Origin of the sequence: Flavobacterium sp. JP2137, assembly GCF_050562195.1 — a bacterium.
Classification (GTDB): Bacteria; Bacteroidota; Bacteroidia; order Flavobacteriales; family Flavobacteriaceae; genus Flavobacterium.
Genome location: NZ_CP191647.1, coordinates 644,884 through 657,010, shown reverse-complemented (window position 1 = coordinate 657,010; position 12,127 = coordinate 644,884). Strand labels below are relative to the sequence as shown.

General features: G+C 43.8%; 8 protein-coding genes. 7 read left to right on the top strand and 1 reads right to left on the bottom strand.

Annotation, left to right across the window (positions count from 1 at the left end; genetic code table 11):
* Positions 1-13: 13 nt before the first annotated feature.
* The 7 genes from ACQZ43_RS02905 to ACQZ43_RS02875 all read left to right on the top strand — a co-directional run bounded on the left by ACQZ43_RS02905 (position 14) and on the right by ACQZ43_RS02875 (position 10,503).
* Positions 14-2,014 carry a fumarate reductase/succinate dehydrogenase flavoprotein subunit gene (locus tag ACQZ43_RS02905; protein ID WP_430614356.1) on the top strand — a complete coding sequence of 667 codons (2,001 nt, stop codon included), beginning with the start codon at positions 14-16 and terminating at the stop codon, positions 2,012-2,014.
* A gap of 51 nt (positions 2,015-2,065) precedes the next feature.
* A complete protein-coding gene (locus ACQZ43_RS02900; RefSeq protein ID WP_430614355.1) occupies positions 2,066-2,809 on the top strand; it encodes a succinate dehydrogenase/fumarate reductase iron-sulfur subunit in 744 nt (247 codons plus the stop codon).
* 303 nt (positions 2,810-3,112) lie between these two features.
* Positions 3,113-3,937, top strand: coding sequence for a hypothetical protein (locus tag ACQZ43_RS02895; RefSeq protein WP_430614354.1), 825 nt, complete (start codon positions 3,113-3,115; stop codon positions 3,935-3,937).
* 764 nt (positions 3,938-4,701) lie between these two features.
* Positions 4,702-5,727: a homocysteine S-methyltransferase family protein gene (locus ACQZ43_RS02890; RefSeq protein WP_430614353.1), complete on the top strand. Its 1,026-nt coding sequence runs from the start codon at positions 4,702-4,704 to the stop codon at positions 5,725-5,727.
* A gap of 100 nt (positions 5,728-5,827) precedes the next feature.
* Positions 5,828-8,500 (top strand): methionine synthase, encoded by a 2,673-nt coding sequence (gene metH / locus ACQZ43_RS02885; protein WP_430614352.1) that lies wholly within the window; start codon positions 5,828-5,830, stop codon positions 8,498-8,500.
* A 66-nt stretch (positions 8,501-8,566) separates the two neighbouring features.
* Complete coding sequence (gene metF / locus ACQZ43_RS02880) at positions 8,567-9,523, top strand: methylenetetrahydrofolate reductase [NAD(P)H] (protein WP_430614351.1); 957 nt, start codon at positions 8,567-8,569, stop codon at positions 9,521-9,523.
* Between the two features lie 209 nt (positions 9,524-9,732).
* Positions 9,733-10,503 (top strand): nitrilase family protein, encoded by a 771-nt coding sequence (locus ACQZ43_RS02875; protein ID WP_430614350.1) that lies wholly within the window; start codon positions 9,733-9,735, stop codon positions 10,501-10,503.
* Here ACQZ43_RS02875 and ACQZ43_RS02870 read toward each other — a convergent pair.
* A complete protein-coding gene (locus tag ACQZ43_RS02870) occupies positions 10,487-12,088 on the bottom strand; it encodes an Ig-like domain-containing protein (RefSeq protein ID WP_430614349.1) in 1,602 nt (533 codons plus the stop codon). The genes ACQZ43_RS02875 and ACQZ43_RS02870 overlap by 17 nt on opposite strands.
* Between the last annotated feature and the right edge of the window lie 39 nt (positions 12,089-12,127).

Genomic DNA, 12,127 nt, shown 5'->3' with positions numbered 1-12,127 from the left:
AAAACAATTGATTATGAAATTAGATTCAAAGATTCCCAATGGACCTATCGATAAGAAATGGTCAGAATATAAAGATCACATCAGTTTAGTAAACCCTGCAAACAAGCGTAATATCGATGTCATCATCGTAGGTACTGGTTTGGCAGGTGGTTCTGCTGCTGCGACATTAGCTGAGTTAGGATATAACGTAAAAGCTTTCTGTTATCAAGATTCTCCAAGACGTGCGCACTCGATTGCGGCTCAAGGAGGGATCAACGCTTCGAAAAACTATCAAGGTGATGGGGATTCGGTGCATAGATTGTTCTACGATACGGTAAAGGGAGGCGATTATAGAGCTCGTGAGGCAAACGTACACCGCTTGGCGGAAGTGTCGGAAAACATCATCGACCAATGTGTGGCACAAGGTGTTCCCTTTGCCCGCGAATACGGCGGTCTTTTGGACAACCGTTCCTTTGGTGGAGTACAGGTTTCCCGTACTTTTTATGCCAAAGGTCAAACGGGGCAACAATTGCTTTTAGGTGCCTATTCGGCTATGAACCGTCAAATCGGTCGTGGTAAAATAAAAATGTACAACCGTCACGAAATGTTAGACATCGTGGTTGTTGATGGTAAAGCAAGAGGAATTATCGCTCGTAACCTGATCAACGGTAAAATTGAACGTCATTCGGCTCATGCTGTAGTAATCGCTACAGGAGGCTATGGAAACGTTTTCTTTTTGTCTACCAATGCAATGGGATCAAACGTTACTGCAGCTTGGAAAGCCCACAAAAGAGGTGCTTACTTCGCCAACCCTTGTTATACACAAATTCACCCAACCTGTATTCCCGTTACCGGAGACCACCAATCAAAATTGACTTTGATGTCGGAATCCCTGCGTAATGATGGACGTATTTGGGTGCCTAAGAAAAAAGAAGACGCCTTGGCCATTAGAGAAGGGAAATTAAAACCCACTCAAATTGCCGAAGCAGATAGAGATTACTACTTGGAAAGAAGATATCCTTCATTCGGTAACCTGGTGCCTCGTGACGTGGCTTCTCGTGCTGCAAAAGAGCGTTGTGATGCCGGTTATGGTGTTAATGCTACCGGTGAAGCGGTTTACTTAGACTTTGCCTCGGCCATTGAGCGCTACGGTAAAGAACAAGCGAGAATCCAGCATTTAGACGAAAACGACGCCAAATTGGTTTACAAATTAGGTCGTGATTTAGTCGAAAACAAATATGGAAACCTTTTCCAGATGTACGAGAAAATCGTTGACGAGGATCCGTATGTAACCCCAATGATGATTTATCCAGCGGTACACTATACCATGGGTGGTATTTGGGTGGATTACAACTTGATGACAACCATTGAGGGATGTTACTGTATCGGAGAAGCCAACTTCTCGGATCACGGGGCGAACCGCTTGGGTGCATCGGCCTTGATGCAAGGTTTGGGCGACGGATATTTCGTATTGCCTTACACCATTGGCGATTACTTATCTCAGGATATTCGTACCGGAGAAATTCCTACAGACCTTCCAGAATTTGTTGAAGCAGAGAAAAACGTTACCGGTATGATTGATCATTTGATGAACAATAAGGGAACGCATTCTGTGGATTATTTCCATAAGAAATTAGGGAAAATCATGTGGGATAAGGTAGGTATGGCTCGTAACGCTAATGGCTTGACAGAAGCGATGGATGAGATTGCCGTTTTGAGAGAAGAATTTTACAAAGATGTTAGAGTATCTGGAAGCGCTGACAGCTTTAACCAAGAATTGGAAAAGGCGTTAAGAGTGGCAGATTTCTTAGAACTAGGAGAATTGTTTGCAAAAGATGCCCTACACAGAGAGGAATCTTGTGGTGGACACTTCCGTGAGGAACACCAAACTGAGGATGGTGAAGCGAAACGTGACGATGAGAATTTCGCCTACGTAGCTGCTTGGGAATACAAAGGCAATCCAAGAGAATCAGTGCTTCACAAAGAAGACTTGGTTTATGAAAACATTAAATTGGTAACTCGTAGTTATAAATAATATTGCGCCTAAGATCTTTTGGGATCTAGTCGCACTGTAAAAATTCGATATATGAATCTTACTTTAAAAATATGGCGTCAGAAAAACGCCCAAGATAAGGGTCAGATGGTTGATTATAAAATCAGCGGAATTGAACCTGATATGTCTTTCTTGGAAATGCTGGATGTTTTAAACAATCAGTTGGTAGAGAAAGGCGATGATGCTGTTGCTTTTGATCACGATTGTCGTGAGGGAATCTGTGGTATGTGTTCGTTGTTTATCAACGGAGAAGCTCATGGACCAGACCGTGGTGTAACCACTTGTCAATTGCACATGAGAAAGTTTAAAGACGGCGATACGATTTATATCGAGCCGTTTAGAGCCAAAGCATTTCCCGTGATTAAAGATTTAGTTGTAGACAGAACTTCTTTTGATAGAATTCAACATGCAGGTGGATTTATCTCGGTAAACACTTCGGGTAACACTCAAGATGCCAACAACATTCCCATTCCTAAACACGATGCCGATCGCGCTTTTGATGCGGCTACTTGTATCGGTTGCGGGGCTTGTGTGGCTACTTGTAAAAACTCTTCAGCCATGTTGTTCGTGTCTGCTAAAGTATCGCAATTCGCCTTGTTACCTCAAGGTCGCGTTGAAGCTACAGAACGCGTGTTAAACATGGTCGAGCAAATGGATCACGAAGGTTTTGGTAACTGTACCAATACCGGAGCTTGTGAAGTAGAATGTCCGAAGGGAATTTCTTTGGAAAACATCGCTCGTATGAATAGAGAATATCTAAAAGCAAGTTTTAAATAAAAGGCATTTAGACCTATAGTTTAAAAAGCGAAGACGTGCGTCTTCGCTTTTTTTGTTTCCAAAATCGAGCAAATTTAAACGGAACCATGGTTTTTTAGCGGTGTCTTGGAATTTGTTTATAGTTGCGGTTGTTTTTCATCCTTAAAGTTAGCAAGATGGCGGTTTTGTTGGGTTTTTTATGTTTTTTTACCAAATGCTGCCCAGGGGATTACATCAAATTTAAGAAAAAATTAGGAAGTTCCGCCTGCTATAAACTATCTTGGTCTCGAATTGGCGTCAAGAACGCTTTATAAAAAACAACAGATGAAAAATATTATTTTAATGCTCGTATTGACGTTGGGATGCCTTCCGATGCAAGCACAATTTTTACACTTAAAAGTCAATAAGGAATCAGGGCCGGCGCGCATAACTTTTATGGACGATACCGTACTCTCGGGCACGGTTAAAAACAATAAAGCAGAGAATTTCATCTTAAGAGGACTCGCTGTACAGAACGATGGAAACGCCATGAGTAACGCCAATATAGTGGCGGAAAAAATTCGCTTTAAAGAAGAGGGGCAAAGCGAATTTAAGGAATTGCCGGCAAGTCAAATCAAGAAAGTAACCTTCTTGGATAAGGATGGGGTGTCTTTTATGGAGGTATTTAGAATCAACGTGGCGCGTTTGGATTTGGATAACGGACAGATAAAGAAAATGCAAACCATGTTTTTACCCCTATTGATGGCGGGTAATTTCAAGACCTATGGATATTCGGTTTACGACAGGGGAGTGTATTGGTATACCTATGCATTCGTTGCTGTTAAAGGCGAAGACTATGTCGTTTCGCTTACTCAAAATACTACATTCCCCAGCGAGAGCAAGGTGTTTAAAGTGTTGAAATACGTCGGTAAAAACTGCAAAGCCTATCAGGAGTATATGGAAGCGGTTGATGCCAAGGGCGATTTGATTTCAAGAACCGAGTTTAAAGAAGCACTCAAAAATTTTAAATCGCTGAAAGGGGAATTGATCGATCAAACCAAGGAATCGAAACAAATGGGGAAAGCGGAAGCCAAGGTGCATTTCCAAATCATGAAAGACTTGTATTACATTGAATTTTTGGAAGATAAGTATGTCGAATGGTGTAAATAGGAACTGTTTCGCTTTGTCTTAATAGGCAAATAGGGTTTTACGCCCAGCTATTAAACAGCTGTGAACCCTGGTTTGCAGCTGTTTTTTGTTTTAAGGGTTTTTTTGAAATGCGTCGGTATACCGACGACGGCTCTAGGGGATGTAATAGAGGGGTTAGCGGAAGTTTTTTGTCGATTAGGACATGGGCCACCCGAATGGGCAGAACCCGCCACAGATCTGCCGTATCCGTTTTTTACTAACTTTAATAGAAAGAAAAAAACAGGAAAATAGCGCTATTCCAAGCGCCCTTGGTGTGAGAGGACAGAGCGGTCGATCTTCGGTATTTTGAATTTTTGAGCCTGTCAAAGCGAATTCACCCAACGGCGGATGGGCGAATAAAAGGCTATAAAGAATAAAAACAGTTGTAGTTGTCGATATTTTTTATACATTTGAAACTGCTAATAAGATAGCTAATAAGATATATGAACAAGACCCGATTAAATATGGCAATGATGATGATGTGGAGAAACTCCGCAGAGGTCGCTATTGCTTAAAATCTAACAACGATATAAAGTTAAAGCCTCTGACATTCAGGGGCTTTTTTTTTTGAAAAAAATTATATGAATACAATTACTTTAAACAGCGGTATGATGATGATGCACATGATGATGTGCCTCCGAATTGTCGTATCCAGAAGTTGACGAGTAGTTGTAAAAACCACTTTAGTTTAAGCCCCTTTGGATATTCAAAGGGGCTTTTTTTATTAAAAATTTATAAACAATCACATGGAAAACGAATCCTTAAAACGTCGGGAACAATTGTATAAAGCTTTAGCATCGCGCATCTTGATTTTGGATGGAGCTATGGGAACGATGATTCAAAAACACCGTTTTTCCGAAGCGGATTATCGCGGGCAGCGATTCCGTGACTTTGCCCACCCGCTGCAGGGAAATAATGATTTGTTGTCGCTAACCCAACCCGAGGCCATTTTAAACATCCATCGGCAATATCTCGAGGTCGGTGCTGACATCGTTGAAACCAATACTTTTTCGAGTACCACTATAGGAATGGTGGACTACCACATGGAAGATTTGGTCTATGAATTAAATTTGGAATCAGCCCGGATTGCACGTGCCGCCGCAGCGGAGTATACCGCAAAAACACCGTCTAAACCGCGTTTCGTTGCGGGTGCTATCGGCCCGACAAACCGCACGGCCAGTATGTCACCAGATGTTAACGATCCCGGATTTCGAGCCGTCACTTTCGACGAACTGAGGTTGGCCTACAAACAACAGGCAACCGGGCTGTTAGATGGCGGTTGCGACATCTTTCTCGTCGAAACCATCTTCGATACCCTCAATGCAAAAGCGGCCTTGTTTGCCTTAGAAGAAGTAAAAGAAGAGCGCGGTGTTGCGGTGCCGATTATGGTCAGCGGAACGATTACCGATGCCTCGGGTAGAACGCTTTCGGGTCAAACGGTCGAGGCTTTTCTCATTTCTATTTCTCATATTCCCCTGTTGAGCATCGGTTTGAATTGCGCTTTAGGAGCAGCGCAGTTACAACCCTATTTAAAAACGCTGGCTAGAAACACCACCTTGGCCATTTCGGCTTACCCCAATGCGGGTTTGCCCAATGCTTTTGGTCAATACGATGAAACTCCTTGTCAAATGGAAGCATTGGTACAGTCCTATTTCCACGATGGTTTGGTCAATATCGTCGGAGGTTGTTGCGGAACTACCCCACAACACATCCAACGGATTGCCGATACAGCAGCGCAGTTTAAACCGAGACCCTTTAGCCACTCGCTTTAAGCGGCCGGCAAAACGGATAAAGCCTAAGCGCAAAACAGCCCAATAGTAACAACAATAGGATGTGATGGAACTATAGCCATTAAAAAAATACGACGAACAGATGAATGCAAAAAACAATTATTTAAAATTATCGGGCTTAGAGCCGCTAATCCTAAGCCCGGAAAGCCTATTTGTCAATATAGGCGAACGAACCAATGTTACCGGATCCAAGCGGTTTTTGAGATTGATACAACAAGGTAAATACGAGGAAGCCCTCGATGTCGCTCGGGCACAAGTAGAAGGCGGCGCGCAAATTATCGACGTCAACATGGACGAAGGCATGTTGGATGGGGTGTATGCGATGACAAAATTCTTAAATCTGATCGCCTCCGAACCCGATATATCGCGAGTGCCCATTATGATTGATAGCTCCAAATGGGAAATCATTGAAGCCGGATTACAAGTAGTACAAGGCAAAAGCATTGTCAACTCCATCAGTTTAAAAGAGGGGGAAGCGGTCTTTAGGCAACAGGCCAAATTGATTCGCAGATATGGCGCTGCCGTAGTGGTGATGGCTTTTGACGAACACGGACAGGCAGACACTTACCAGCGACGCATTGAAATTTGCGAACGCTCCTACAACATCTTGGTCGCTCAAGTGGGCTTTGCTCCGGAAGACATCATCTTTGATCCCAATATTTTTCCGGTTGCAACCGGTATGGAAGAGCATCGCAGGAATGCGTTAGATTTTTTTGAAGCGACAAAATGGATCCGTACCAACCTCGCTGATGTCAATGTTTCTGGCGGTATAAGCAATGTTTCCTTTTCTTTTAGAGGCAATAATTATGTGCGCGAAGCCATGCATGCGGCGTTTTTATACCACGGCATTCAACACGGTTTGTCCATGGGGATTGTCAATCCTGAAATGCTGATGGTTTACGATGAAATTCCCACAGATTTATTAGAACGCGTAGAGGATGTATTGTTAGACCGCAGAGAAGATGCCACCGAGCGCTTGTTGAATTTTGCCGATCACTATCAAAATCAATCCAGCGCGCATCGTGAAGCGCCTAAAGAATGGAGAACGGAACCGTTACAGCAGCGAATTACTCATGCCTTGGTCAAGGGTATAGATGAATTTATCGAATTGGATGTAGAGGAAGCGCGACTGCAAGCAGACAAGCCGATTCAGGTTATTGAGGGTCACTTAATGGAGGGTATGAGTGTCGTGGGCGACTTGTTTGGAGCCGGAAAAATGTTCTTGCCACAGGTGGTAAAATCCGCGAGAGTAATGAAAAAAGCCGTTGCCTATCTGTTGCCATTTATCGATAAAGCCAAAGATGGAAGTTCCAATTCTTCGGGGAGAATATTGATGGCCACCGTAAAAGGAGACGTTCACGACATTGGAAAAAACATCGTCGCCGTCGTATTGGGGTGTAATAATTTTGAAATCATTGATTTGGGAGTTATGGTGAGTCCGGAGCGCATTATTCAAACCGCGATCGAACAAAAAGTCGATATCATTGGTTTAAGCGGATTGATTACGCCCTCTTTAGACGAAATGGTTTATTTGACCAAAGAACTCGACCGATTGAAAATCGATATTCCGTTGATGATTGGGGGTGCAACCACTTCTAGAGCCCATACGGCAGTTAAAATTGCGCCAGAATATTCCTTTTCCGTAGTCCATGTCAACGATGCTTCTCGCGCTGTGGGTGTTGCCGGGAATTTAGTGGGCAAAAAACAGGACTATGCCCTGCAGATTCGACAGGAATATGCGGATTTGAGAACCGGATATTTAAACCGCGCTCGCCAAAAGGATTTTTTGAGTATAGTCGCGGCGCGAAAAAACAAATTGCAAGTAGACTGGACGCTTGAGGCGCCGGTAAAACCCGCTTTTTTAGGGGTACAAAATATAGCGGTTAATATCGCGGAGTTATTGGATTATATCGACTGGTCTCCCTTTTTTAGATCGTGGGATTTACACGGGAAATACCCGGAAATACTAACGGATCATATCGTTGGAGAGCAGGCGCAGATTTTATGGAACGATGCCCAACAACTGCTGGCTGAAATTCAAAACAACCAAAGCTTAGTCGGTAAAGGAGTATACGGTATATTCAAGGCCAATCAAGTCAACGACGACGATATTGAAGTGTATGATGAAAGCGGAGTACTGCTCGATACCTTGCTGTTTTTACGGCAACAGTCGCAAAAATCAAAGGGAAAACCCAATATCTCCTTGGCGGATTTTGTTGCGCCCAAAAGCAGCGGAATCGAAGATTATATCGGTTTGTTCTGCGTGACTACGGGCTTTGGGGTAGATGAAATAGCCCAGCAGTACGAAGCTGAATTAGATGACTACTCAGCCATCATGATCAAAGCGTTGGCCGATCGGTTTGCCGAAGCCTTTGCCGAATATTTACACGCTAAAATCCGAAAGGAAATTTGGGCGTATGACCGGGTAGAAAATTGGACAAACGAACAGTTGATCCAAGAGAAATATCAGGGAATTCGACCTGCTCCGGGTTATCCGGCCTGTCCGGATCACCTCGAAAAAGTAACCATTTGGAAATTGCTCGATGTCGAAAACAAAACCGGAGTGGTCTTGACCGAAAACTTGGCTATGTGGCCGGCCTCATCGGTGTCTGGCTACTATTTCGCCCATCCACAGAGCAAGTACATCGGATTGGGGAAAATCAAAACCGATCAGGTGAAAGACTATGCCCAAAGAAGGAAGTGCAGCTTGGAATATGCCGAAAAATGGCTCGCTCCCAATTTGACGGATTTATAAAACAACCACCATGAGCTGTTGTTGATATTTTGCGGTGTCGACGCACTAAGATAAAGATAATAAACTATGAAAGTAACAGAACACTTTGAATTGGCTCAGGCCAAAGCCCGTTTTTCCATCGAAATTTTACCGCCGCTAAAAGGGCAAAACATACAGCGTATTTACGATAATATGGAACCTTTACTGGAGGTAAAACCAGCCTTTATTGACGTGACCTACCACAGAGAGGAATTTGTTTATATAGAGAAGGAAAACGGCCTACTCGAAAAGAAAATCGTTAAAAAGCGCCCCGGTACTGTCGGTATCTGCGCGGCGATTCAAGAAAAATATAAAATAGACGCAGTGCCGCATATCCTGTGTGGTGGTTTTACCCAAGAAGACACGGAAAATTTTTTGATAGACTTGGATTTTTTGGGCATCCAAAACGTGGTAGCCCTGCGGGGCGATGCGATTAAAAACGAAACCTATTTTAGAGCCGAGAGTAAGGGACATCATTTTGCCAACGAACTGGTGACTCAAATCCATAACTTAAACAACGGAATTTATTTAGATGCGGATTTGGAAAACTCCCACGCCACCGATTTTTGTATTGGAGTAGGAGCTTATCCGGAAAAACACCTGGAAGCACCGAGTTTGGATGAGGATATTCGCTTTTTAAAACAGAAGGTGGATGCGGGTGCGGACTACATCATTACGCAGATGTTTTTTGACAACCAAAAGTATTTTGAATTTGTCCAAAAATGTCGTGCCGCCGATATATTAGTGCCGATTATTCCGGGTTTAAAACCGATTACCACCAAAAGGCAATTAAACCTGATTCCGCATCGATTTAAAGTCGATTTTCCCGAAGATTTGGTAGGGGAAATCAATAGGGCAACGGATAATGCGGCGGTTGCTCAGATTGGTTTGCAGTGGTGTAAACAGCAAAGTCAGGAACTGTTGAAAGCGGGAATACCGCTGCTCCATTATTATTCCATGGGCCAATCAAACCTGATTCAGCAAATTGTCAAGGAGTTGTTTTGATTTAGTAGCGGATTGGTCAATTTGCCTATCCGTTCGTCCAGGCCGTTTTTGAATTCAAAGTGTACGCCTCGGCGTTCCTCCCTGTGCCAAGCGAATTGGCGCAGGGAGGAATCGGCGAATTAACTTTTACCGCTAGTTACTCGATTTTCAATTCCACGGCCTTTCGTCTTGATCCATTTTTGACTAACTTTGGTAGAAAGACAAAAAACATGAAAGTAGCTCTAATTCAAGCGCCCTTGGTGTGGGAAGACCCGGCGGCCAATCTCCGATATTTTGAATCTAAAATCCAACAGCTGGAACCCCATACCGATTTGGTGGTTTTGCCAGAGATGTTTAGCACGGGTTTTACCATGAATCCCGAACGGGCTTTTGAAGTGATGGACGGAGCTACAGTATTGTGGATGCAAGACCGCTGTATGCAGCAAAATATCGCGTTGACCGGCAGTATTGTCATTAGGGAAAACGGCCTGTATTACAATCGCTTGTTTTTTGTGTTTCCCAACGGAACCTACCAAACCTACGACAAACGCCATTTGTTTTCGCTGGCCGGTGAGCAAAAATCCTATGCTGCCGGAACGGAACGATTGCTAGTCACCTATAAAGACTGGAAGATTTGTCCGCTGGTGTGTTACGACCTGCGATTTCCTGTTTTTGCGCGCAATAGCGGTACTTTATACGACTTGTTAATCTATGTGGCCAGTTGGCCCGATCAACGCATCTACGCCTGGGATAGCTTGCTTAAAGCAAGGGCTATTGAAAACATGGCGTATACCATTGGAGTCAACAGAACGGGTACCGACAGCGGCGCTAATCAGTATTCCGGACATTCGCAAGTGTTGGATTATATGGGTGGCTACCTCGTTGCTCCACACAGCGGCGAAGCGGTTCTGTATGCCACCCTGGAAAAACCCATTTTGATTCAGGCTAGGAAAAAACTGGCGTTCCTAAGCGATGGGGATTCCTTTACTCTGTTAGATTAAACAGCTGGTCGACATCCCAGTTCGCGCGGACATCAATTTCTGCGGGGTAGTAAATCACCTCTTCGGGTTGTCGGCGATCGAAGTAATAACCACTGTCCCATTGGCCGTTTTGATTGTCGTCATAGATCGCGCGCAGAAAATATTTTTGAGGGGGCAGTATTTCAAAGCGCAGTGGACTGCTATCGGTTGCGGTCAGGCTCGCAACCACCTCTTCTTTAGAATTGAGTACCTCTACAATAATGGGGAAGCGCTGGGCTCCGCCTAGATTGATGATCAGGTTTCCGTAATCGGTATATTTTTTGGTGCTGACCTCAAATTTTAAACTGTCGTTGCTCTTGCCAAAAAAGTCGGTGAGCGCCTCGGGCAACAGCTGAATTTTGTATTTGTTGTCTTCCGCTTTTTCAAAGTCTAAGGACAACTCTTGAAGCCAAGGTCGCTGCGCGATCTTAAAGGCCACCGCTACACTATCTTTATTGGTAATCAATATTTTGGTCGAGTCAATCTTGGCAAAAGGCGTGGCGGTTCTTAGGGTAAACGAATCTCTAAAGTCCAGGTTTCCGCGTTGTACCGCGCTAACGCTAAGCGTGTCTTCCGTTTTTATCTTTCGCGGACGTACGGTAAAAAGCTGTTCGTAATCGGGTGCCTTAAACTCCATCAACAGCGAGTCGACTTCCATCTTGGGAAACCAGATTTGAAGGGTATCCTTACCGGGCAAACGCGTTAAAGCGTGCAAGACCTCGTTGTTGGCGTGTTTGATTTTGACCTCGAGCTTCTCCGGATTGCCTATATACGGCAAATACCACTTGTTTTGCGTTAGTTGTGCCGGTCTATTGACCTTGAGCTTCTCTTGCGATTTAAATAAATTCAACGCAAAGGTGTCTTCGGTTGGTATGCTGATGGGATCCTTTAAAAAGGCGATTTCATCTTGTTCGGGGTCAAACTTAAAATTGTTGTTTTTATCCTTTAAGGCCACCATATAGTACGAACCCTCCTTGATATTTTCCAGCGAAAAGTTCTTTAAGCTGTCCAGTGTATTGGTCACGTATAGCGGCTTTTGCTTATACACGGTGGAATCGCCAAAATCTGCTGCATCATAGAGCATCACATTGACAAAGTTGGGGTGATTTTTCTTAAATGCCGCGCGTATACTTCCTTTTACTTGCAGCGAATCGATATAGGTTCCCGTCGAGAAGATGTATTTGAATTGCTTTAGCGCATTGCCCTCATTGTTGTCGGTAATGCTTTCGCCAAAGTTAAAACTGTAGGTGGTGTTGGCCTTTAAAGTATCGATAATCTTGATGGTCAGTTCTTTTTTAGGACTGCCCATCGGGCTGATTTCCGGAGCGGTTTCCATCGGTGGGGAAACGATCAGTTGCTGGTTGATGTTCTTGAGTTTGATGTACTCGTCAAATTGAATTTTGATGATTTTTTCATCGAATTGCGTCGAGTAATTGGCAGGGGTGCTCTTCAGCATCACCGGTGGAATGGTGTCTGGATCTCCGCCGGATATAAAACCGCGTTTTGCACAACTGGCAAAAGTGGTAATTAGAATCAAGAAAAGGGCAATCTGACGTATTCTCAACATAATATGGCTTTTATCCGACAAATTAACGACTATATTTTT

Excerpts from the sequence above, each read along its gene's own strand:
- ACQZ43_RS02900 (WP_430614355.1), top strand. The coding sequence starts at position 2,066 with ATGAATCTTACTTTAAAAATATGGCGTCAGAAAAACGCCCAAGATAAG.
- metF (WP_430614351.1), top strand. The coding sequence starts at position 8,567 with ATGAAAGTAACAGAACACTTTGAATTGGCTCAGGCCAAAGCCCGTTTT.
- ACQZ43_RS02875 (WP_430614350.1), top strand. The coding sequence starts at position 9,733 with ATGAAAGTAGCTCTAATTCAAGCGCCCTTGGTGTGGGAAGACCCGGCG.
- ACQZ43_RS02905 (WP_430614356.1), top strand. The coding sequence starts at position 14 with ATGAAATTAGATTCAAAGATTCCCAATGGACCTATCGATAAGAAATGG.
- ACQZ43_RS02870 (WP_430614349.1), bottom strand. The coding sequence starts at position 12,088 with ATGTTGAGAATACGTCAGATTGCCCTTTTCTTGATTCTAATTACCACT.
- ACQZ43_RS02890 (WP_430614353.1), top strand. The coding sequence starts at position 4,702 with ATGGAAAACGAATCCTTAAAACGTCGGGAACAATTGTATAAAGCTTTA.
- ACQZ43_RS02895 (WP_430614354.1), top strand. The coding sequence starts at position 3,113 with ATGAAAAATATTATTTTAATGCTCGTATTGACGTTGGGATGCCTTCCG.
- metH (WP_430614352.1), top strand. The coding sequence starts at position 5,828 with ATGAATGCAAAAAACAATTATTTAAAATTATCGGGCTTAGAGCCGCTA.